Source organism: Parasutterella muris (assembly GCF_009767915.1).
GTDB lineage: Bacteria > Pseudomonadota > Gammaproteobacteria > Burkholderiales > Burkholderiaceae_F > Parasutterella > Parasutterella muris.
In genome coordinates, this window is sequence record NZ_WSRP01000027.1 from 1 (window position 1) to 22,439 (window position 22,439).

Annotated in this window: 18 protein-coding genes and 1 pseudogene; 1 reads left to right on the top strand and 18 read right to left on the bottom strand. The window is 50.5% G+C overall.

Annotated elements, in window-relative coordinates; translation table 11 throughout:
* Positions 1-185: 185 nt before the first annotated feature.
* From E5987_RS08790 to E5987_RS13495, 18 genes and pseudogenes are all read right to left on the bottom strand, one after another.
* Positions 186-527: a cytochrome c3 family protein gene (locus E5987_RS08790; RefSeq protein WP_160335721.1), complete on the bottom strand. Its 342-nt coding sequence runs from the start codon at positions 525-527 to the stop codon at positions 186-188.
* Between the two features lie 62 nt (positions 528-589).
* Positions 590-2,308, bottom strand: coding sequence for an FAD-dependent oxidoreductase (locus E5987_RS08795; RefSeq protein WP_160335722.1), 1,719 nt, complete (start codon positions 2,306-2,308; stop codon positions 590-592).
* A 130-nt stretch (positions 2,309-2,438) separates the two neighbouring features.
* On the bottom strand, positions 2,439-3,812 hold the full coding sequence (locus E5987_RS08800) for an FAD-dependent oxidoreductase (RefSeq protein ID WP_160335723.1): 1,374 nt from the start codon (positions 3,810-3,812) through the stop codon (positions 2,439-2,441).
* On the bottom strand, positions 3,809-4,435 hold the full coding sequence (locus E5987_RS08805) for a response regulator transcription factor (protein WP_160335724.1): 627 nt from the start codon (positions 4,433-4,435) through the stop codon (positions 3,809-3,811). The genes E5987_RS08800 and E5987_RS08805 overlap by 4 nt, the downstream gene beginning before the upstream one ends.
* Positions 4,432-6,180 (bottom strand): sensor histidine kinase, encoded by a 1,749-nt coding sequence (locus tag E5987_RS08810; protein ID WP_160335725.1) that lies wholly within the window; start codon positions 6,178-6,180, stop codon positions 4,432-4,434. Before E5987_RS08810 ends, E5987_RS08805 begins: the two co-directional genes overlap by 4 nt.
* Before the next feature lie 106 nt (positions 6,181-6,286).
* Positions 6,287-7,786: an amidophosphoribosyltransferase gene (gene purF / locus E5987_RS08815; protein WP_160335726.1), complete on the bottom strand. Its 1,500-nt coding sequence runs from the start codon at positions 7,784-7,786 to the stop codon at positions 6,287-6,289.
* A gap of 27 nt (positions 7,787-7,813) precedes the next feature.
* A complete protein-coding gene (locus E5987_RS08820; protein WP_160335727.1) occupies positions 7,814-8,329 on the bottom strand; it encodes a CvpA family protein in 516 nt (171 codons plus the stop codon).
* Between the two features lies 1 nt (position 8,330).
* The gene (locus E5987_RS08825; RefSeq protein WP_160335728.1) at positions 8,331-9,437 is read right to left on the bottom strand and encodes an SPOR domain-containing protein; all 1,107 of its coding nucleotides are present in this window, start codon (positions 9,435-9,437) and stop codon (positions 8,331-8,333) included.
* Positions 9,438-9,450: 13 nt separating this feature from the next.
* Positions 9,451-10,731, bottom strand: a complete 1,281-nt coding sequence (gene folC, locus E5987_RS08830; protein WP_160335729.1) for a bifunctional tetrahydrofolate synthase/dihydrofolate synthase — start codon at positions 10,729-10,731, stop codon at positions 9,451-9,453.
* Between the two features lie 59 nt (positions 10,732-10,790).
* The gene (accD, locus tag E5987_RS08835; protein ID WP_160335730.1) at positions 10,791-11,666 is read right to left on the bottom strand and encodes an acetyl-CoA carboxylase, carboxyltransferase subunit beta; all 876 of its coding nucleotides are present in this window, start codon (positions 11,664-11,666) and stop codon (positions 10,791-10,793) included.
* 63 nt (positions 11,667-11,729) lie between these two features.
* The gene (gene truA / locus E5987_RS08840) at positions 11,730-12,503 is read right to left on the bottom strand and encodes a tRNA pseudouridine(38-40) synthase TruA (protein WP_160335731.1); all 774 of its coding nucleotides are present in this window, start codon (positions 12,501-12,503) and stop codon (positions 11,730-11,732) included.
* 9 nt (positions 12,504-12,512) lie between these two features.
* On the bottom strand, positions 12,513-13,640 hold the full coding sequence (gene asd / locus E5987_RS08845) for an aspartate-semialdehyde dehydrogenase (RefSeq protein WP_160335755.1): 1,128 nt from the start codon (positions 13,638-13,640) through the stop codon (positions 12,513-12,515).
* A gap of 37 nt (positions 13,641-13,677) precedes the next feature.
* Positions 13,678-14,736 carry a 3-isopropylmalate dehydrogenase gene (gene leuB, locus E5987_RS08850; protein ID WP_160335732.1) on the bottom strand — a complete coding sequence of 353 codons (1,059 nt, stop codon included), beginning with the start codon at positions 14,734-14,736 and terminating at the stop codon, positions 13,678-13,680.
* Between the two features lie 50 nt (positions 14,737-14,786).
* Positions 14,787-15,434 carry a 3-isopropylmalate dehydratase small subunit gene (gene leuD / locus E5987_RS08855; protein ID WP_160335733.1) on the bottom strand — a complete coding sequence of 216 codons (648 nt, stop codon included), beginning with the start codon at positions 15,432-15,434 and terminating at the stop codon, positions 14,787-14,789.
* 12 nt (positions 15,435-15,446) lie between these two features.
* Positions 15,447-16,880, bottom strand: coding sequence for a 3-isopropylmalate dehydratase large subunit (gene leuC / locus E5987_RS08860; protein WP_160335734.1), 1,434 nt, complete (start codon positions 16,878-16,880; stop codon positions 15,447-15,449).
* A gap of 174 nt (positions 16,881-17,054) precedes the next feature.
* The gene (locus E5987_RS08865; RefSeq protein ID WP_160335735.1) at positions 17,055-17,867 is read right to left on the bottom strand and encodes a DUF362 domain-containing protein; all 813 of its coding nucleotides are present in this window, start codon (positions 17,865-17,867) and stop codon (positions 17,055-17,057) included.
* 3 nt (positions 17,868-17,870) lie between these two features.
* Positions 17,871-18,053 (bottom strand): hypothetical protein, encoded by a 183-nt coding sequence (locus E5987_RS08870; RefSeq protein WP_160335736.1) that lies wholly within the window; start codon positions 18,051-18,053, stop codon positions 17,871-17,873.
* Positions 18,054-18,191: 138 nt separating this feature from the next.
* A pseudogene (locus E5987_RS13495) lies at positions 18,192-18,761 on the bottom strand (transposase); the annotation flags it as partial.
* A gap of 362 nt (positions 18,762-19,123) precedes the next feature.
* Between E5987_RS13495 and E5987_RS08880 the strand changes: the two are divergent.
* A complete protein-coding gene (locus tag E5987_RS08880; protein WP_160335737.1) occupies positions 19,124-22,438 on the top strand; it encodes a helicase-related protein in 3,315 nt (1,104 codons plus the stop codon).
* Position 22,439 lies beyond the last annotated feature (1 nt).

Consider the following 22,439-nt stretch of genomic DNA (forward strand, 5'->3'; position numbering starts at 1 on the left):
TTTTGTCTGCTCAAAAAATGATATAACCCTCTGAATTAAGAGGGTTTTGTTTCATTTTTACAAACTAAAGACGAGAATTAATCCCTCGCTCCGAGCCATCGAACAGGAAGCCGGACATGAAAAAAACTCTGTAACAGGAAGTATTACAGAGCTAAGTCCTACAAGGAGGGAAAAATCATCTATCTTTAGGGAACCTTGTACACAAAGTTATGACAGCCGCCGCAATAGTTCACTCCGGCCTTGTGGCCTTTATGACATTCTGAGCACGGAAGCGCGCCTTCATGCTGAGCGTGAGGATTAACTTCATAGCGGCCTTCGGTTTTTTGGATCATCGCGGGATAGTCTCCGTGACAGGTCGCGCAGACATCCAGGTCTCCGGAGGTCTTGACCTTATTGTCCGGAGTGTGGCAGGACTCGCATTTCATCCCGCGGGCGACATGGCGGTCAGCTAAAAATTGTCCCTGCTGAGCCTGAGCAGTCAGGCAGAAAAGAGACAGGATCATGGCGGAAAAAGCAATGAGGCGCATATTCTTTTTATCCTTGTTTAGAGCCTCGGGCTATTCGCCCGAGGCTTGATTACAGCTGCGTATTACAGAGTGGTGTCCGGAAGTCCGGCAACATTCTTACCGACGTGACGGCCGTAAACCAGACATTCTGTCAGGTTGCCGCCGCCCTGATAAACGAACTTCAGTGCGGAAGCGATTTCACCGACGCTGTAGAGGCGCGGAATCGGTGTGCCGTCCCAGGCCAGAACGCGTCTGTCGCCGTCAGCAAGAAGACCGCCCTTAGTGTTCGGGCCGCCGGCAACAAGCGGCATCGCATAGAAGGGACCCTGCTCGATCTTGCCAAGCGTTGCGGGTCTGCGGCCAAAGTCGGCGTCCTTCTTGTCGTCGCAGAACTTGTTGAACTTCGTGACTGTCGTGGTCAGATTTTCAGGGACCATGCGGCCTTTGTTTTCCGGATGGTTCTTGATGAGATTGGCGAGTTCCTCAATGCTGTTGGCTTTGAGAATCAGACCGGAAGCGATCGGTTTTTCATTCTTTTCGTCCCAGTCAACCAGACCGTAGCCGACAACGGAGATACCCAGGCCGACGAGCGGTTTGGAAGCGCGCAGTTTTTCATCGAAAATCATCCAGGACGGAGTTCTCGGATAGGACAGAGAGTTAATGTCGAAGTGAACCGCGGCTTTGTAGAAGAAGTAGCGGCTCGGATTGTCCGTCACCTTGGTTTCAGCTTCATAACGATTGCCGTAGTTGTCAACCACGATGGAGTTGGCGGAACCCACAGCCGGAGTAATGGAGCCAAGACGCATGCCGTTACAGCGAACCTGAGTCGGAACGATCACGCGGGCAGCGGACTTGCCTGCTTTCTGCAGACCGGCACCTGCGGCCATACCCATAGCGATACCGTCGCCGGTGTTGGATGTCGTACCGTAGAAAGCCCAGCCGTCAACGCCCGGACCTTCAAGGAAAGCCTGACGCATCGGTTTGCTGTATTCGTAGCCGCCGGAGCAGAGAACGACCGCTTTCTTGCCGCGGTAGAAGACCGGTTTGCCGTTATGCATGGCTTTAACGCCGACCACTTCGCCTTTGGCGTTCTTGAGCAGTTCAACAGCGGGAGTTTCCCAAACAACCTGAATCTTGTCGCCCTGCTTCTTGACGCCTTCTTCCAGGCAGCGCCAGAAAGCTTCGCCGGAGCTGGTTTCTTCTTTCGGGCTGTCAACCGACTTCTGATTGAAGTTCTTCATGCGCTTTGTATATGTAGCACGATAGGCATTGTATTTGCACTCTTTAGCGCCGGGGAAATTTGGGAAAGAAGCCTTGTTGAAACCGGGCTGGCTGCCGCCGATAAAGGCCGGATCAAGAGACTGGAGGAAGTCCAGGTTCGAGGGAGAAAGATCAGCCCAGATCTGAGCCAGAACTTCAGAGTATTCAGGGATTTCGCCTTCTTCTTTCCAGTCAATGTTTTCACCGGAGAACATCGCCTGAGCGTAATCCTTCAGAGCTTTCGGATCACCATCTTTGAACGGGCAGTGGAAGATACCGCCGGACATGCGGGTGTTGCTCAGATGATGGTTCTGGGGGTTCTTTTCCAGAATGATAACTTTAGCGCCGTTCTGAGCGGCAACGATACCGGTAGTCGCACCGGCGCCGCCAAAGCCGACAACTACGACATCGGCTTCACCGTCCCATTTTGCGGGAAGGTTGGCTGCGGGTGCGGCAAACGCAGGCGCGACAGCGGCAGCTGCAGCACCGGCTACGGCACCTTTCATAAAGGAACGACGGGAAGCGGTGATGGATTTTGTCATTGATTTCTCCTTGAGATGCGTACCCAAAATGGGCCGCGATGAGAAAATTTTAGTTTTTGCGGCTGTTTTCCCTCAACAAGCAAACGGCCATTGACAGAATCAATTCAATGCAACAAAATTAAAGATTCGTTTAAGAATCCTTAAGGATCGATTCCGCGGCGATTCTTCCAAAACAAACGGCGCTGTTAATGCCGTTGCCGCCAAGTCTGTTTTTCCCGTGAAGGTTGCCGATCATCTGTCCGCAGGCATACAAACCGCTAATCGCTCGATGCGCACCGAGCACACGTGCCTTTGTGTCGATCGCGACGCCGCCGAGCGTAGTATGAATTTTAAAAAACACCCTCACGGCCCAATACGGCGGCTTGTTGAGTACGCCGCGTTCCTGAAGCTCCGCGGCTGAGGCTATCAGATGATCGGGGTTCACCTGCAGCGCCTCGGCTAGTGCTTCCAAAGTTTCGCAGCGCCATGAACGACCGCTGTAAAGCCCGCGGTAAAGACTCTTTCTGCGAGCCAAACCGATCCGCTCCACCGCATCGGAATCGGCGATCGTAAAACAGCGCCGAATATTTTTGCTGCGGTAAGCGCTAAAGATCTCGGACCTCGGACTCGTTTCCTCCACGAATCGGTTGCCGTTCTCATCGACAAGCATCACGACGGTCGGATCATAATCAAGCCGAACCTGCTCCGAGCTTTCCTCAATACCGCCCGGAACGCATTCGATAAACTCCATATTTCTCAGATGAGCGCCAACACTTGAAGCGATATAAATCATTTCTCCTGTCGCTCCCGGATGGCTGTCGCTCCCCATTTCAGCAAAGAGCGGAGAGGACTGAGCCAGCATCTGACGGTTCGCACCGAAACCGCCCGAGGCAAGCACGACTCCGCGGTTGGCAAAGAGCAGACGCTGCTCTCCGCGGTACGTCACGCGAACGCCAACCACCCTGCCCGTTTCATCGTCCGTTACAAGACCGGTCACCGCGGCAGAAATGCGCATATCCACGCCCTTTCTCAGACAGGCGTTGGAGAGTACCTGCACATAGCCGGTCCCCGAAGGCTGAAGCGGCTTGTAGGAGCGTCCCCAGAGGCCTCCGTAAACCAAGTGCGGAACCGGCAAAAATTTCATACCCTGAGATTTGAGCCATTCAAGCGCGGCGCCGCAGCTTGCCGCATAGACCGAAACGACATCCTCATCCGCGTATCCCGCGGCCGATTTCAGAATTTGCTGCTTAAAAAGCTCCACACTGTCTTCTCCGCGCTTTACCGCTTCATCGGTCACCGCGTTGAAGTATCCGCCGGAATGCAGCGTATCGCCGCCAAGAAACGCCATTTTCTCAAGCAGCGTGACCTTCAGACCGTATTCCCTGCAGCTGAGCGCAGCCGTAAGACCGCCGGAGCCGCCGCCGACAACGATCACATCAGAGTACTCCTGCGGCAGGTTCCCTCTGGCCAAAGCAGAAAGCGGCAGGCACATTAAACCGGATTGCAGCAGCAGTCGCCGTTTCATAAGAGACCCTTGTAATGATCCAGATCATGCAGAAACGCTGCCAGCTCAGCGGCGTTTTCCACTTCAAGTTTGTCGTAAACACTCGCTCTCTGTGAGCGGACCGTACGCTCGGAAATTCCTCTTACCTCGGCTATGACCTGATTCGTGAGTCCCTTGGCAACCATTTGGGCGTTTTCTTTCTCGGCTTCCGTCAGCTGATTCCACTGCTGCATCAGCGCTCGTCCGAAAGCCTGATCTTTACGATTGGAAATATTGAGCTTGATCGCCGATTCAATTTCTTCAAGCAGCGTTTCAAGTTTGGGCGGCTTAACGAGGAAGTTTTTTGCGCCTTTATGCACCGCCTGAACCGCCATCTCAATGTCTCCGTGCGCAGATAGGAAAATAATCGGAAGATCGATTTTGCGCCGAATCATTTCGTCCTGCAGCTCCAGCCCCGACATGTTCGGCATACGAACGTCCAGCACCAGACAGCCGTCAATCCTGTTGTCGTCGTTTTCTAAAAATTCGGCCGCGCTGCTGTAGCAGACAACTTTGAGTCCTGCCATCTTTAAAAACATGGACTGTGCCGTCAGAACGGTCGCGTCATCATCCACTAGCCTAACAATAGGTTCACTGCGCATCATTCTTTCCTGTACTTTGAAAGCAGGAGAACCGCTTCGAGCCCTCCGCCTTTAACTTTTCTAAATTCCAAGTGCCCACCGTTGGACTCTGCCATTGCGGATGCAATCGCCAAACCCCAGCCCAGTCCGTCCTCTTTCGAGCTGTAGCCGATCTGTCCGATCTTTAAGAAATCTTCATCTGATATCTCGGGACCGTTGTCAATCACGGAAAGGCGCCAGCGTTCAGGCTCCTCCTCGACTTTGATGAGGATCTTCGGACGCCTGACCGCAGAAGCCGCGGCTGACGCATTCTTGATGAAATTCACGACAATGAATTCAATTTCAAACGGATCCGCCTGAATTTCACAGCCCTTTTTAACTGTGCTGACGATTTTTATATCTCTGCTGTAGCGCAGAACGCGGTCGACAATGTCTTTCAGATCGCACACCTCAACCGTTTTCTTTCGCGCCTTAGCGTAACTGCGGACGTGTTCGATAATGCCTGAAGAGCGCTCAACCTCGGATTGAATCGCATCAATGATTTCCTTGGCCGGCCCCTCGAGCATGCCTTTTCTGCGCAGAAACATGACGAGGCTTCCGGCATAGTAGGAGATATTCGTGATCGGCTGCTTGATTTCATGCGCGAACATACTTGAGAGCTGCGACACAATGCTCATGCGCTCCATCGAATCTACTTTGATCTTATTTTCCTGAGCTTCCCTATGGAAACGTTCCATTTCAACGAGCGCATACCGAAGCTGAGCCGTTCGCTTTTTCACCAGCCAGTTGATGTAGATGCTATGTAAAACCCAAAGTGCAAGCAGCAGAAAACCGATCAGCAGAGGATAGCGATAGTGGGCAAGAAACGCGTCTAAAGACCAGATGCTGACCGGCTTAAAAGGACCGATTTCCAGCTTGCGCAAAAGCTGATAAGTCGGCACGAAATCATTGGCGACCGTCCACTGGAAATCCTGACCTTCGTCAGGCATCGTGAGCAGCGCGACTGCCACTTTGCGGGAAATACTCGAAGGAACCCCGGGCAGCGAAGAAAACACCGCATCCGGGTACAAGTCCGTGCTTTTTGCGCACCCGAGATGACTCTTGGATTCATTCAGCACTCTAAACTCGCCCGGGCGCACTGCGCCTGAAATAATCAGATTTTCTAATTCACAGGCCGCGAGCACGCCGATTTCCGCGGCTTCAGCCCGAATGAGCGCGACCACGTCCGGATATAAGTGATGGGACTCCACCACGCGCCGGAAAAATTTCTCCGGATTGCCAAAGCGCGCAAGCTCCCCTTTTGCGATGAGCCAACCGGGAAAACTGTCGGCGGAAGTGACCGCGACCACCTTTCCCTTGGCGTCGGAAAGCTCCTTGATCTCACTGCTCGTCGGAACAATAAAAGCGGAAGCGACTGTATGACTGACGTCAGGCGAGGACTTAGGTTCACGCGTTGCAACCTGATGCGCGCCCTTGGATTCCATCAGCGACACGTAAGTCGAAGCCGAAGAAACAATAAAGCCCGGCTCAAATTTCCTGATATCTTCGTCCACGCGTTCCGGATTAATTTCAACGATTCGGAAATCAAATTCGGGCAGAGACTTAATCAGATGATCAATCGTCGGAGAGTAGGTATAAATATAAAAATCCGGAGCGAACGTATCGATCAGACCGATCGTCACGCTCGGTTTTGCACATGCGTCAGCTGCTGCGGCAAGCATAAAGACCGCCGCAAGGACAAAAGTTTTTATGGTTTTTATCGCTGGCAAAATATTCTCCGATTGAAAAATATTCTAGCCAGCCGAGCAGGACTTTAGTATTGATAAAAACGTTAAAAAGAAAAGGAGGCCGAAGCCTCCTTCTGCAGTCTCGGACTTAGTCTTCCGACTCCGCTTTTTTCTTCTGCTGTTTGCTTTCGAGTCTTTCTCGCTCGAGTTCAGCGATATATTCGGGTGTTACATCACCTGTAACGTATTTCCCGTCAAAGCACGAGCAGTCAAACGCCTTGATATTCGGGTTAAAGTGCCCGACGGCATCAATCATCCCTTCGAGCGTTTGGTAGACCAGCGCGTCAGCGCCGATTTCCATACGAATCTCTTCGGTCGGACGATTGTCGCCTGCGATCAGCTCCGAAGAAGTCGGCATATCAATGCCGTAAACGTTCGGATAGCGGACGGGAGGCGCGCCGGAGGCGATAAAGACTTTTCTTGCGCCGCTCTGGCGAGCCATACGGACAATTTCCGTAATCGTGGTGCCGCGAACGATCGAGTCGTCAACGAGCAGGACGTTCTTGCCGACAAACTCCACCTTCATGGCGTTCAGCTTCTGACGAACGCTCTTTTTGCGGATCGCCTGACCGGGCATGATGAAGGTTCTGCCGACATAACGGTTCTTAATGAAACCTTCGCGGTATTCCAAACCGAGGGCCTTAGCAAGCTGAGCCGCGGCAGGACGGGAGGAATCGGGAATCGGCATTACGACATCAATATCCTCAAGAGGAATCTGCTTTTTGATTTCCTTGCCGAGGTTTTCGCCTAAACGAAGACGCGCGTCATAAACCGGAATTCCGTCGAGAACGGAATCAGGACGAGCGAGATAGACGTACTCAAAAATGCAGGGATTCAGTTCTGCCTTTTCCGCGCACTGACGCTTATGGATCTTTCCAAGCTCGTCCACCCAAACCGCTTCGCCGGGCGCCACGTCGCCAAGCAGCGTGAATTCGCTGCCTTCAAGCACGACGGATTCACTTGCGAACATGTATTCGGTCGTACCGTCTTCGGCGATGTTCGAGCCGATGCACAGAGGACGAATGCCGTGCGGATCGCGGAAGGCGATCATGCCGTGACCGGCAATGCAGGCGACCACTGCGTAGGAACCTTTAAGGCGTTTGTGCATGCTTGCCACCGCGCCAAAGAGTGCGTCTTCTGTCAGGTGGTTGCCCTGAGTCGTGTTCTGCAGTTCATTGGCAAACACGTTGAGAAGCACTTCAGAGTCGCTTGTGGTATTGATGTGACGGCGATCGAGCTCATAAAGCTCTTTGGCAAGCTCTTTCGCATTCGTCAGATTACCGTTATGCGCGAGCACGATTCCGTAAGGCGCGTTGACATAGAAAGGCTGAGACTCTTTGTTGCTTGAAGCGTTGCCCTGCGTCGGGTAACGGACCTGGCCGATACCGCAGTTGCCAAGCAGATCCCGCATGTTTCGGGTTCTGAACACGTCCCGCACCAGTCCCATGCCCTTATGCATATGGAAGGTCCGATTTTCCACGGTACAAATACCGGCCGCGTCCTGACCCCGATGCTGAAGCAGCAGCAGTGCGTCATAGAGACGCTGGTTCACAGGACCGGACGCGTACAGTGCCACGATTCCACACATTGTCTTATCTCCAAAGGATTAAAAATATTATTCTTTACGCCAATCCAAAAGGCTCTGAGGAATATAAGGAGAGAACCACACGATCCCCTTTTCCGCTACGGGCACCAGAGCAGAATTTTTCCACCACGGCTGTGTCGAAAGAAAATGCGACGTGCCGCCGATGAAAACCAAAAGACCGACAATCAGTACCCCGCGAAGAAAACCAAACAGGCAGCCGAGCAGACGGTCCTCTGCTCCAATCGAAATGGACGCTAATAAATTACGAATTATTTTACCGATTAAGCCAGATACAAAAACGCATCCGATCACAATCAGGATCACCGAGACAAAAGTACGGACCATCAGACCCATATGGTTCTGGAAAGGAAGCACCTCAGCAAGCGCGGCCGAATAGTAGATCGAGATAAAGAACGCAGCGATCCAGCCGACAAGAGCGAATATCTCTCTGACCATTCCTCGGCTGACGCCAAGGAGTGTCGAGATCACAATGATGATGACAAACAGCCAGTCGAGTTCGCCAAGACCAAGGGAAGAAAAATCCACTTTATTTCACCTGTAGAACCTTTCCGGCGCTGAGACCGGCCATACCTAACTTAGCGCTTGCTTCCGTTGCCGCGTTCTTTGTCTTATAAGGGCCCGACTGAACTCTCCAAATCTTGCCGTTCGCGGTTGAGACCGGAGAGAGGAACGCGTTGACACCGGCCTTTTTCATGCTGTTGACAATCTGCTGGGCCTTGTCCTGATTTGAGAGCGCGACCACCTGAATGTAGAACTGTCCTTTAGGCATCGCCTTGGGCGCTTCCGGTTTAGCTTCAGGCTTCTTAGGCTCAGGTTTCTGAGCTTCCGGTTTCTTAGCCTCAGGCTTCTTAACTTCCGCTTTAGGCGGCTCAGGCTTTTTCACTTCGGCCTTAGGCGTTTCCGCCGGTTTCACCTCTGCCTTCTTGGGCTCAGGCTTCACCGCAGGTTTTGCGCTCGGCTGAACCGCGTTCTGCTGAGGCTGCTGAGGCTCAGCCTTGGAAGCTTCAGCCGCATCATGCGTAATCGCAGAAGGAATCGTGATCTTAGAGACTTCAACAGTATTTTCTTTCGGAATTCTCAGGGGAATCGTTACATTTGCGGGCGGCGGCTCTTTATCAAAAAGCAGAGGAATCGCGATCGCAGCGGTAACAAGAAGCACCAGAGCACCGACAAAGCGGCGTCTTGCCTTAATCCATTTCTGTTTCTTCGCAAATTCCGCGTCCGCCTCTTCCTGTCTGCGGTTTGAATCGAGTTCCGGCTTACGTCTGAAGAGCGGCGGTTTCTTTTCGGCTGCCGGCTTTTCAGGTTCAGTCGCCTGCGGCTGAGGCTCGCTCGGCTGCTGAGCGGGCGCGCTCGCAGGCTGGGGAACTTCATTCGGCTGAGGCTGCGGCTGAGCGGCCGCGGCTGCCTGCGTATCCTGATGCTTTGCAAATACCGCCGGGTAAGTTACAAACTCGCCCTGAGACGCTCCTCTCTTTCCGGGAATCTGAGCCTCAGAGAGCGGAATCGACTGAGAGCCGAACATCGGCTCATCGGAAAACTTAATCGGTTGAGTGGAAGGAGCTGCATTTTGATCCATGCCAGGCTCAACGTGTTCCGTCTTCGGAGCTTTATCTTTTTTCCAGAACTGCATTCAGGTACATCCTTTAATCTCGGCCAACGGGAACCTTCAAGTCTTCAATTGCGGAGGCAACTGTGAGGAAGGATCCGAAAACGGTTATTTTATCAGTCCCGCCGCGCTCGTTGACGGCTGTCTCCAATGCGGTCTTCACATTGTCAAAAGTCCTGATTCTCTCGGCAAGCACGCCGCTTTCCACCAAAAAGGCCTTAAGATCTTCCGCTTTTCCGCCTCTCGGTCCTTCTAAATCACACAGATACCAAACATCAAACGTGTTTTTCATGATCTCGCAGACCTGCTTTCTGTCTTTGTCCGAGAGCATCCCGAACACAGCTGCTTTTGGTCTCGGAATCTGCTGAAGCGTTTTAGCGAGCTCTTTGGCCGCATGCGGATTGTGGCCGACGTCGAGATAAATATCAGGCTTCGTACTCACTTTAGAGAAGCGGCCGATGACTTTAGTCGCAAGCAGCGCCGCGCAGATCGAGTCACGTCCGACTTCAAGGCGGTCGCTCACGCACTGCAGCGCTTCAATCGCACCGCTCGCGTTGGAGAGCTGATGCTCTCCCGGCATGGTCGGAAGCGGAAGATCCTTCAGTTTTCCTTTTGAGCCGACAAAGTCCCAAGTGTCTCTGCCCGGAACGTGTATCGCAGCAAAATCTTTGCCGCGCACGAGCAGTTTCGCGCCGATTTCCCTCGCATAGTTCACTAAGGACGCAGGAGGGTCGTCGTCAGCGCAGACTGCGGATTTGCCGGGACGGTATATATGCGCTTTCTCCCAGCCGATTTTGTCTCTTGTTTCACCTAAGTAAGCAGTGTGGTCAATGCCGACACTTGTGATAATCGAGACCGTGGGCTCAATCGTGTTGACCGCGTCAAGTTTTCCGCCCAAGCCGATTTCCAGCACCAGCGCATCCGGCTTTTTCTCCATGAACAAGAGCAGAATGCCAAGAAGCGTGTATTCGAAATAAGAGAGCGTCATTTCGCCTCGAGCCTGCTCTACTTTTGAGAACATGAGCATCAGGTCTTCGTCGCTGGCGTCTTTGCCGTTCAGGCGTACGCGCTCATTAAATCGGATCAGATGCGGAGAAGTGTGCACCCCGACGCTGTAGCCCGATTCCAGAAGCGCCGACTCTAAAAAAGCGCAGGTGCTTCCTTTACCGTTTGTACCGCCCACTGTAAAGACGGGGCAGTCAAAATGAATCCCGAGGCGCTTGATCATTTCATTCATGCGCTCAAGTCCGAGATCGATGGTCTGAGAATGCAGCTTCTCGATGTGAGAAAGCCATTGATCCAAAGTATCAAAATTCATTGTTTAGTGCCGCAGAAAAAACTTAAGGACCGCCTAAAGCGGTCCTTATCAGAAACTCGTTAAATGATGGAATCAGCCGATTCTTTTTGGAAAAGCGCAATGAGTTTCGCAATCTCCAATTTAAGGTCCTTACGTTCGACAATCATGTCAATCGCGCCCTTCTGGAGAAGGAACTCGGCTCTCTGGAAGCCTTCGGGAAGCTTTTCGCGAACGGTCTGCTCAATAACGCGGGGGCCGGCAAAACCGACCAGGGCCTTCGGCTCGGCGATAACAACGTCGCCCATAAACGCGAAGCTAGCGGAGACGCCGCCCATTGTCGGATCGGTCAGAACAGAAATAAACGGCAGACGGTGCTCGGCAAGCTTTGCGATCATGCCGGTCGTCTTAGCCATCTGCATGAGCGAATTGAGACCTTCCTGCATACGTGCGCCGCCGGTAGCCGTAAAGCAGATGAACGCGCAGCGGTTGTCAATCGCGTACTGAACCGCCTGTACAAATCTTTCTCCGACCACAGAACCCATGGATCCGCCCATGAACTTGAACTCAAAAGCCGCGACAACAGCGGGAATGGAGTGAATGGAACCGGCTTCCACCACGAGAGCGTCTGTCTCTCCGGTGGCAGACTGAGCCTGCTTCAGACGATCCGGATACTTCTTGCTGTCCGTGAAATTCAGCGGATCAATCGAGCGAACGTCCTCACCGATTTTCACGCGGTTTTCCGGATCCAGAATCATGTCAATGCGGTCTCGTGCGCCGACACGCATATGGAAATTACATGTCGGGCAGACATTCAGGTTCGCTTTCAGCTCCTGAGAATAAAGCGTTGTCCCGCAGTTTGTGCATTTCGTCCAGACGCCTGTCGGCATGTCCTTTTTGGCGCTTTCGCCTTCCGAACGCTTGATCTTTGGCGGGAGCAGTTTTTCAAACCAGCTCATGATGTTGTCTTGTCAATTAAATTCGATTGATTTTAATCTAAGTTTTCGCTCAGCGCTGACCGCTTAAAAAGGAGAATTGCCCTCAGCAGGCAGTCCGAACTTTTCAGGATAGCCGACGCTGGCAAGATAGAGTCCGGAAGGATAGAAAGTCGGAGCGGCTGCCTGTCGGCTGCGCGCCTCAAGCACTTCCTCCATCCACTCAACCGGTCTTGCGCCCTGTCCCACATAAACCAGACAGCCGACGATGTTGCGCACCATGTGATAAAGAAACGCGTTGGCCTTGATATGGACACGGATCATGCGCCCTCTTCGTTCAACGTTTAGAAATTCAATGGTTTTGACAGGCGTCTTGCTCTGACATCCGACCGCTCTAAAGCTGCTGAAGTCATGCTCGCCTAAAAGCAGCTGCCCTGCTTCGTGCATTTTGACTTCGTCAAGCGGCCTAAAAACCCAGCCTGCGCGTCCTGCCAAGAGCGGGGAGCGAACCGGTTCGTTAGCGATCCAATACTCGTAAGTACGGCTCACAGCTGAAAAGCGCGCATGAAACTCTTCAGGAACAACTTTCGCCCAGCGAACCGCAACTTCCGAGGGCAGATACGAATTAAGCCCGCGAATCCAGGAAACCTCTTTTCGGTCGGTTTCCGTATCTAAATGAACAACCTGTCCGCACGCATGAACCTTCGCATCGGTTCTTCCCGCGCAGACAGCCTTAATTTTTTCACCCGTAAATTGAACAACGGCCGACTCGAGATAGTCCTGGACTGTCTGTCCGGACGGCTGGGTTTGCCAGCCCTCGAAATATCGGCCGTCGTACTCGAGTCCTAAAGCGACTCTCATGTATTCCTTTTATGCCTTGAAATCAACCAAAATTCTGAGCATGCGGCGAAGCGGTTCGGCCGCACCCCAAAGCAGCTGATCGCCAACCGTGAAAGCGGTGACATATTCTGGACCGAAATTCATCTTGTGAATACGGCCGATCGGAACGGACAGCGTGCCCGATACTTTAGCAGGAGTGAGCTCATGAATGGTCTCTTCCTTGTGATTCGGAATAACTTTGACCCAAGGATTGGCTTCGGCGAGCAATCTTTCGATTTCTTCGCAGGAGACGTCTTTCTTGAGTTTGATGGTGAGCGCCTGAGAGTGGCAGCGCATAGAGCCGACACGTACGCACAGGCCGTCAACCGGCATGCAGCCCGGTTCACCGATCGCGGGTTTGCCTAGAATCTTGTTGGCTTCGGCGCCGCCCTTCCATTCTTCACGGCTCTGTCCGTGCTCAACCTCGCGGTCGATCCAGGGAATCAGAGAACCGGCCAGAGGAACGCCGAACGCTTTATCCGGGAAGTCCGGAGAACGGAGTTCTTCAGTCACTTTGCCGTCGATTGAAAGAATCGCGGAGCGCGGATCCTTCAGATCTTCGGCGGCCACACCGTAAAGAGCGCCCATCTGTTCAAGCAGCTCTCTCATGTTGGGTGCGCCGGCACCGGAAGCAGCCTGATAAGTCATGGAAGAAATCCATTCGACCAGATCAGCGCGAATCAGACCGTCAAGCGCCATGAGCATCAGACTCACGGTGCAGTTTCCGCCGACGTAGTTTTTAACGCCGCTGCGAAGACCTTCCTGAATCACGCTCATGTTGACCGGATCAAGAACAATGATGGCGTCCTTTTCCATACGAAGCGTAGAGGCTGCGTCAATCCAGTAGCCGTTCCAGCCCTTATCGCGAAGCGGTTTGAAATGCGCTTTAGTCCAGTCGCCGCCCTGACACGAAATGACAACGTCACACGCTGCCAAAGCGTCGAGATCATCGGCGTCTTTCAGAACCGGATCGGCATTTACGACTTCCGGAGCTTTTCCACCGGCGTTGCTGGTCGAAAAGAAAGTCGTCTGCACAAATTCAAAATCACCTTCGGCTTTCATGCGGTCCATCAAAACGGAGCCCACCATTCCGCGCCAACCAACCATGCCTAGTTTCAGCATTATTTTTCCCCTTTGTCTCGTTAGGTATTGTTAATTACAAAGCCGCGACAACCGCGTCGCCCATTTCAGAACAGGAAACTTTTTTGCAGCCTTCGCTCCAAATGTCACCAGTTCTATAGCCTTGCGCAAGTACCGTCTTAACCGCATTCTCAATGCGTACTGCTTCTTCCTCCATTCCTAAAGAATAGCGGAGCATCATGGCCGCTGACAGAATTTGCGCTAAAGGATTTGCGATGTTCATGCCGGCGATGTCCGGAGCGGAACCGTGAGACGGTTCAAAAAGGCCCTGACCTATTTCATTCAGCGCCGCAGAAGCCAGCATACCGATGGAACCCGTCAGCATCGCGGCCTCATCGGACAGAATGTCGCCAAAAAGGTTGCCGGTGACCATCACGTCAATCTTCTTAGGCGCTTTCACGAGCTGCATAGCCGCGTTGTCCACGTACATATGTTCGAGTGTGACTTCCGGATATTCCTTAGAAACGCGGATCATAGTGTCACGCCAAACCTGGCTGGTTTCGAGCACGTTGGCCTTGTCCACGCTGACAAGGTGTTTATTGCGTCCCATTGCCGCTTTAAACGCGACGTGAGCAATGCGTTCTACTTCCGGAACGGCGTAGCGCATCGTATCAAAGCCTTCTTCTGCGCCGTCAGGGCTGATGCGTTTGCCGCGGGGCTGACCGAAGTAAACGTCGCCCGTCAGTTCGCGGACAAGCAGAATATCCAGACCGGAAACCAATTCAGGCTTCAAAGAGGAAGCCGCAGTCAGCTCAGGGAAGCAAACCGCAGGACGAAGATTGACAAAAAGACCGAGCGCCTTTCTGAGTCCCAAAATCGCCTGCTCGGGTCTTAAGTGACGCGGCAGCGTGTCGTATTTGAAGTCGCCGACAGCGCCGAAAAGCACAGCGTCACTTCTCTTAGCGAGCTCCACGACTTCCTTGGGAAGCGGATGACCGAAAGCCGCATAAGCCGCTCCGCCGACAAGCGCTTCTTCATATTCGAAAGGAAGCTTCATTGCGGTCAGCACCTTCAGGGCCTGTGCCATGATCTCCGGGCCGATGCCGTCACCGGCCAATACTGCGATTTTTTTCATTTGTTTTTCCTATTAAGCCGCGCCGCGATCCGCGGCGCATCGATCATTGTTTAGTAGATAGTTTTGACGAGCCAGGGTTTGGCTTTGAGGCGCGCTCTTTCGAAAGCGGCGATTTCGTCCTTATGCTGAAGCGTAATGCCGATATCGTCCAAACCGTTCAGCAAACAGTAGCGGCGGAACCCAGGAACGTCAAAGCTGTGGGCGGTGCCGTTAGGCTCAATCACAACTTGCTTTTCCAAATCAACTGTCAGGCGATAGCCGTTATTGGCCTGCACTTCGTTGAAAAGATGATCCACCACAAACTCGGGAAGCGGCAGCGGAAGCAGTCCGTTCTTAAATGAGTTGTTGTAGAAAATATCGGCAAAGCTCGGCGCAATAATGACTTTGAATCCGTACTGAGAAAGCGCCCAAGCCGCATGTTCACGGGAAGATCCGCAGCCGAAATTTTTTCTGGCAAGCAGAATATCCGCGCCCTGGTATCTGGGCTGATTCAGCACAAAGTCGGGATTCGGCGTACGTTCCGACGGGTCCTTGCCGACTTCGCCTTTATCCAGATAACGCCATTCATCAAACAGATTCGGGCCGTAGCCGGTTCTGTAAATCGATTTTAAAAACTGCTTCGGAATAATCGCGTCGGTATCCACGTTGGAGCGGTCAAGCGGAGCGACAATACCGGTAAAAGTAACGAATTTGTTCATGCTGATAGCTCCTTAGAAAATTTTGCGGATATCGACAAAACGGCCTTCGATAGCTGCAGCCGCTGCCATCGCGGGTGAGCACAAGTGTGTACGGCTGCGGTTGCCTTGACGGCCTTCGAAGTTTCTGTTGCTCGTTGAGGCGCAGCGATCTTCCGGATTGAGTTTATCGGCGTTCATCGCAAGGCACATGGAGCAGCCCGGGCGTCTCCATTCAAAGCCTGCGTTAATAAAGATCTGATCCAGTCCCTCTTTTTCCGCCTGCTCACGCACGAGGCCGGAGCCCGGAACCACGAGCGCCTGCTTAATGGTCGGCGCAACCTTCCTGCCCAGTTTCTTCACCACATAAGCCGCAGCGCGAATATCTTCAATTCGTCCGTTAGTGCAGGAGCCGATGAAGACATGGTCGGGGGCAATGGAGGTCACAGGCTGTTTGGGTTCAAGCCCCATGTACACATAAGCGCGCTCCCAGCCTTCGCGTTTAACCGGGTCGGGCTGCTCAGACGGCTCCGGAGTTCTGTCGGTAATCTGCACGACCATTTCCGGAGAGGTGCCCCAGGTGACTACCGGAGGAACGGCGTTTCCGTCGATTTCCACCTCAATATTAAAGTGAGCGCCCTCGTCGCTCTTCAGTGTCCGCCAGTATTCTTCGGCCTGTTTAAAGAGTTCGCCTTCGGGCGCGAGCGTGCGTCCGCGCATGTATTCGACGGTTTTATCATCAACCGCGACAAGACCGCAGCGGGCACCTGCTTCAATCGCCATATTGCAGAGCGTCATACGGCCTTCCATGGAGAGCGCCTCGATCGCGGGACCCGCGAATTCGATCGCGCATCCGGTACCTCCGGCAGTGCCGATTCTGCCGATGATAAAAAGAGCGAGGTCTTTAGCGAAAACGCCTGGTGAAAGTTTTCCGGAAACGTACACGCGCATATTCTTCATCTTCTTGGTCAGAAGCGTCTGCGTTGCCATCACGTGTTCTACTTCACTCGTTCCGATGCCAAACGCCACAGCTGCGCAGGCGCCGTGCGTACTAGTGTGAGAGTCTCCGCAGACGACTGTCATACCGGGAAGAATCGCGCCTTCCTCGGGGCCCATGACATGAATCACGCCCTGACCTCTCGAGAGGAACGGAAAATACGCGGCACAGCCGTTATTACGAATATTTTGATCCAGAGTCGTCACCTGCAGTTTGGCTACCGGGTCAGTAATGCCTTCCAGGCCCTGCTCCCAGCCGGTCGTCGGCGTATTGTGATCCGCCGTCGCTACCACCGAGCTCGAGCGCCACAGCTTGCGGTCATTCATTCTCAGACCTTCAAAGGCCTGAGCGCTGGTCACTTCGTGGACCAGATGGCGGTCAATATAAAGCGTTGCTGTACCGTCTTCTTCGGTTCGGACAACGTGTTCGTCAAAAATCTTGTCGTAAAGAGTCTTAGGCGATGTGTCTGTCATTTTCTCTTGGTGTCGATTGTTTTGAAGTAATCTTTTGAGTATGCCACCGATTAACGGCTGATTAGATATTTTTACCGAACTTTTTCCGACAGTACGGGAAATACTTAATCCGAAACCTCGCATAAATGAAAAAGGTCTCAAACTATGGGACCTAGAGCTGTCAGGAACAAAGAACTACTTCACGAGCTGAAGACGGTAAGCGGTAGAACCGACTCCGATTTTCTCAGCTGCCGAAAGCGTGTCGGTGAAATGTTCTTCCTCCCATTTCCTGCGGACTTCTTCGCTTGGCGCAAAACCATACACCATATCGACGGCGGCCTGATCGCAGGCGACGGGATCAAGGCTCACTAAAATGCCGATATCGCCGATATTCTTGGCTTCCTTGCAGCTGTCTCTTCTCTGCGGGTCCAACGCGTCAATAATATTGAAAAAAATCCATCTTCCGGGCTTGTAGTCAAGAGCCGCTTTCACGGCGTCAGCCATGGCTTCGCTCGCCGTCTTTTCGCCTGCAGATGAGTAATACTCGGTCACCTTGCTGCCGCTGTGGATTTGTGCTGCACCGCGCGGCGTCCCCAGACATATGGAAAGATTTTTCATCGTTCCGCCGTAACGCGGCAGGTTATGACCTTTGAACCGAACAATCGAAATCAAAGAGTCGTAATTGGCAAGATGAGCACCGGTAATAAAGGTCTTAAGATGGAGGCCGCCGTGAACCGAAAGCGTGATTTCTCCTTCAGCATCCAGGATATCGATCGGACCGACCTTATCAAATCCGTTCTGTTTAGCAGTTTCTAAATGTGAAGCGGCGGCGTTTCTTGCCGAATCAAAATAATTGCTGTCAATCAGCGTGCCTTTAACCTGACTGACAAGCGGCTTAATCAAGTCAGGATTAATTTTGACCTCGCGATCCCGGTAGTTTTCGAATGTCAGCTTGATGCCGACTTTTCCCTTGAGAGCCGGATCAATCGCTTTGAGAAGGAGAAGCATGGCCTAGGAGCTGACCAAGGGTGAATAGTAAACCACCGGAGCAGCTGCATCCGCGGTTAAATTTGGAAGTGTAATGTCTGAGATTGGAGTGCCTGCGGGCCCCCTACTCGAAGCAAAGCCCTGCAGGGATAAAACCAAACCGCCGAACCCTGCCGCCGCTCCAAGCATCAAACTTCTGCGTTTCATACTGAATCTCCTAAGGAATTTTACGATGTGCAGCACTGAGTTTATGGAGTGGATTTAAGAAAGTCTAATGCCGTTTTTTTATTGATATTGATGCGTTTTTATACATGAATAGCCTATAGCTCTAAATAAGAGCTGACGTTTTAGGTTCCTATATCCGAACTGAACCTTAATTCGATGAAAGGCGTATTCGACCTTGCATCGAATCGAACTCAGCACCTTTTCGCTGGTAATTCTCCGTACCGATAGCTTCTCCCTTGGCTACAGCGTTTCGCTGCCGTATAGGTTACGTGCTCAGGATCGGCACTCTTGCGCTTTTCCTTTCCGAGATACCCGAATCTCCAAGGACTTCCCGGTCATCGGGCGGCGTAATTCGTCCACTTGCGTAACATCATAACCAATATGCATCTTCATTCCGAAGTGCCAATTCTTCCCTTTCTTTGCTCAGAGCATTTCAAGATCGTGCTTCTTGTCAGCGTTTTTCGTCGAACTCGGCGCTCCAATAAAAGAACCGTCTACAATCGTACCTTTGCTGAAGAGAAGACCTCTGTTGGTAAGTTGTCGCGTGAACAAATCAAAGACCTGTTTGTCTAGGCGGTTTTTCTCAAGAAGGTGACGGAAATGCAAAATCGTAGTCTCATCCGGATATTTTGAATCCATCGCCAGGCTAACAAATCGACGACATGCGAAGAAGTCATGAAGCGGCTCCCTAGTCTTGCGCAGTCAAGGAATCGTGGAATAAATCGTAACCGAACAAGGCGAGGTTACGGCTTTATGCCGCGAAAGTTTCTTGACGGCTTATTCAAATACACATTGTTTTAAGGCATTAAGCAATACGCTTAACGCATTAAAAACTAAATGAGGAGGTAAAAATAAAACTTTACTTGCTAAATTTCACGCAAAATCGTGAACAACCTGTTTAATAACATCAAGTAGACTACACATTTCAGGAAACGACACGATGCGAGTCCATGTTTACAAGGTCGTGAAAAAACGGAATCTATCTGGGTTAAGATTATCCGAGGAGCTGAAAACAAAGTTTTTCTTATTTAACATTAACTGAATCACTACTTATGCACTCTCCTCAAAACAACTCCCATATATTTACAAACAAGAGAGGAAACACTCTTATCAAAGAATTCGAAGGAGTGCTGTCGAATAATCCTTCAATTCAGCATCTCGATGCCGTAGTAGGGTTTTTGAGGGCCTCTGGCTATTTTCGGTTACGTCCATTACTAGATAACATCAATAAGGTTCGAATTCTTATTGGTATTGATGTAGATAAATATATCCTTCATGCTGTTAGGGAAGGAATGTTATTTTACGGGGCGGACGAAGCCGTAAAAGATGATTTGCTCCAACAAATTCGAAGAGATATTGAACATTTGGGATATTCAAAAACAGAAGAAGATGGCATTTTTCAGATGGTGGAGGACCTTAAATCTGGAAAGATTGAAGTCAGGTCTCATCCTTCCCGGAAAATCCACGCAAAAATATATATTCTTTACCCCGATGATTTTAACCAATATACACAAGGGCTTCTTGTTACTGGATCAAGTAATCTGTCTGGCAATGGTCTAGGTATTCCAGAGCAACAACAATATGAATTTAATGTCAAATTGACTCAGTTTGAAGATGTAAATTTTGCTTTAAAGGAGTTCGAAGAACTTTGGGAGGAAGCTAAAAATTGTGAAATAACTGCTGATGATTTGAAAGATAGTATCAATCGCACTTATCTCAAAGGGGGTGTAACTCCATACGAACTATACGTTAAGATGCTTATGGAGTACTTCTCGGACAGGGTTACAGAATCAGACAGTGGAAATTCCTTGGAAATTCCTGACGGGTACACAACTTACGATTACCAAACTGACGCAGTTGTGGAAGGTTACCAAAAACTGCTTCGCTATGATGGCTTTTTCCTTGCTGATGTTGTGGGACTGGGGAAGACAGTCATTGCAACAATGATTGCAAAGAAGTTTTTACTAGAAAATGGTCGTGATAAAACAAAAATATTAGTTGTATACCCTCCTGCTGTCGAGCAGAACTGGAAGACAACCTTTCATGATTTTGGCATAGATAAGTATGCAAAATTCATTACTAACGGAAGCCTCAAAAAAGTCCTCGATGAGGAGGAGCGCGATTATTGGAACGCTGAAGAGTACGATCTTATCCTTGTTGACGAAGCACACAAATTTCGTTCGCATACTACAAACGCATTTGAACAACTTCAGGAAATCTGTAAAATGCCTCGCGTTAACGCAGGTCAAATTCAAGGTTATAAGAAGAAGGTGATGCTTATTTCCGCAACGCCAATGAACAACACTCCTGCCGACATTTACAATCAGATTTTACTTTTCCAAGATCCTCGTCGCTGTACTATTGATGGAGTAACAAACTTGACTGCCTTCTTCAGCCCCCTAATTGCTGAATTCAAAAGATTGCGCAGGGAACATAACAGTAGTTTGGATGACTTCAAGGCTCTCGCAAAAAGGGTTCGAGGTAGGATCATAAAACCACTCACCGTTCGTCGTACTCGCACTGATATTGAGCTTATACCGCGTTATCGCAAAGACATTCAAGCGTTCCCTAAAGTCGAGCGGCCTATCGAAAATCAATACGAACTCAATGAGCACCTTGCCGGTCTCTTTGAGAAGACCGTGAGCATACTTACCAAGCAGCTAAAATATACCCGCTATCAGGCGATTGCTTATCTTAAACCTGAAGTTTCAAAGGGTTTGTATGACAATGCGGAGCTTGTATCTCGCTCTCTTGCAGGAATCAGAAAGAATGGCTTAGTAAAGCGTCTTGAAAGCAGTTTCTATGCTTTTAAAGTCTCCATCAATAGTTTTCGCGAAGCCAATAAGGAGATGATCGATACTTTCGATGCAGGAAAAGGCAAGGTCTACATTGCTCCTGATTTAGACATAAATGGAATGACCGAGGAGGAAATTGAGGAGAAGATAAATGAAAAGGCCAAAGACAACCCTAAAAATGCAATATTTAAGGCGTCAGACTTTGAACCAGAATTTATTGAAACGCTTCAAGAAGATCAGCAGCTTCTAGACGAGATATGGAAAGACTGGAATAACATATCTGATGAGGAAGACTCAAAGTTCGCAAAATTTGAGGAGCTCTTGAAGCACGAATTATTCAAAGCAGATAAAAACCCACAGCAAAAATTGGTGGTTTTTTCAGAATCCTTAGATACCATAGAATATCTTTCCAGAAGGATTAGTCGGTCGGATCTTCTTGTTGTTTCAGCTAAAAATAGAAATTCTCAATTCAAAGCAATTCGAGAAAATTTTGATGCGAACTATAAAACCAAGCTGGACAAATACAATATCATCCTTACCACGGATGTCTTAGCAGAAGGAGTCAACCTGCATCGAGCCAATGTCATAGTAAATTATGACACTCCTTGGAACTCTACTAGACTAATGCAGCGTATTGGTCGCGTAAACCGCATTGGTTCGTTATCTGAGCATATTTACAATTATGTTTTCTACCCCTCTCGGGAAGGTAATCGTGAAATTAACCTCAATGAGGTAGCTCTGAGTAAGATTCAGACATTTCACTCCACATTTGGAGAAGACAATCAAATCTATTCCAAGGATGAAATAGTCGATCGAGGTCTTGAAAAACTGTTTGACGAGGCAATCGAAGGAAATAAGGAAGATGCAAATCTTGAACTTCCTTACTATGAGGAACTAAGAGAACTTTATCTCAAGAATCGACAAGAGTATAACCGCATCGCTAGACTCTCTATTCGTAGCCGGTGTGGTCGCGCTGCCCGAAAGATTGACGGGGTCACCTTAAGCAACGACACTGTCGTATTTTTAAAAACAAACCTTAGGAAAGTTTTTCTCCTTGTGTCGTCTTCCGCCGAGGAAATCTCAGTGTTGGAAGCCTTAAAGTACTTTAAGGCGCATCCAAAAGAAAAGAGTGAAGGACTGATAGCCCTACACCACGAACAAGTTGCTAAGGCAGTTGAATATTTTCACTCCATGCAACAACGTGAACTCCAGACTCAAGAGAATGGTCAGGACGATCCCGCAAGCAAAGGGTCTCAGATAAGCACGGCTCTCAATCTTCTTACTAACTTCATGCGTGAAATTGATGATCCGGACCTTCTCATTCAGTTGAGACAGCTTAAAACACTTGCCGAGAGGGGAGTGATAACCTATATTGCAAAGCGTTTGCAACGAATTCAAAAAGACCTTAGACGCACGTCAGGAAAGGCGCGTTTGACACATGACGAAGCTTTAGAAGAAGTCATCAAAATGGCAAGGAAATATTCTCCTTACTATACGGCAGAAGAATCGTTGCTTAAAATGCATGAGTCTGAGGCGGAAATTATCCTGTCTGAGTCCTTTCAAAAGGCTTAAT

Coding starts and splice junctions, on each gene's coding strand:
- folC (WP_160335729.1), bottom strand. CDS start 10,731: ATGAATTTTGATACTTTGGATCAATGGCTTTCTCACATCGAGAAGCTG.
- leuB (WP_160335732.1), bottom strand. CDS start 14,736: ATGAAAAAAATCGCAGTATTGGCCGGTGACGGCATCGGCCCGGAGATC.
- E5987_RS08790 (WP_160335721.1), bottom strand. CDS start 527: ATGCGCCTCATTGCTTTTTCCGCCATGATCCTGTCTCTTTTCTGCCTG.
- E5987_RS08870 (WP_160335736.1), bottom strand. CDS start 18,053: ATGAAACGCAGAAGTTTGATGCTTGGAGCGGCGGCAGGGTTCGGCGGT.
- E5987_RS08825 (WP_160335728.1), bottom strand. CDS start 9,437: ATGCAGTTCTGGAAAAAAGATAAAGCTCCGAAGACGGAACACGTTGAG.
- accD (WP_160335730.1), bottom strand. CDS start 11,666: ATGAGCTGGTTTGAAAAACTGCTCCCGCCAAAGATCAAGCGTTCGGAA.
- E5987_RS08865 (WP_160335735.1), bottom strand. CDS start 17,867: ATGCTTCTCCTTCTCAAAGCGATTGATCCGGCTCTCAAGGGAAAAGTC.
- leuD (WP_160335733.1), bottom strand. CDS start 15,434: ATGAACAAATTCGTTACTTTTACCGGTATTGTCGCTCCGCTTGACCGC.
- E5987_RS08805 (WP_160335724.1), bottom strand. CDS start 4,435: ATGATGCGCAGTGAACCTATTGTTAGGCTAGTGGATGATGACGCGACC.
- E5987_RS08880 (WP_160335737.1), top strand. CDS start 19,124: ATGCACTCTCCTCAAAACAACTCCCATATATTTACAAACAAGAGAGGA.
- E5987_RS08800 (WP_160335723.1), bottom strand. CDS start 3,812: ATGAAACGGCGACTGCTGCTGCAATCCGGTTTAATGTGCCTGCCGCTT.
- truA (WP_160335731.1), bottom strand. CDS start 12,503: ATGAGAGTCGCTTTAGGACTCGAGTACGACGGCCGATATTTCGAGGGC.
- leuC (WP_160335734.1), bottom strand. CDS start 16,880: ATGACAGACACATCGCCTAAGACTCTTTACGACAAGATTTTTGACGAA.
- E5987_RS08795 (WP_160335722.1), bottom strand. CDS start 2,308: ATGACAAAATCCATCACCGCTTCCCGTCGTTCCTTTATGAAAGGTGCC.
- purF (WP_160335726.1), bottom strand. CDS start 7,786: ATGTGTGGAATCGTGGCACTGTACGCGTCCGGTCCTGTGAACCAGCGT.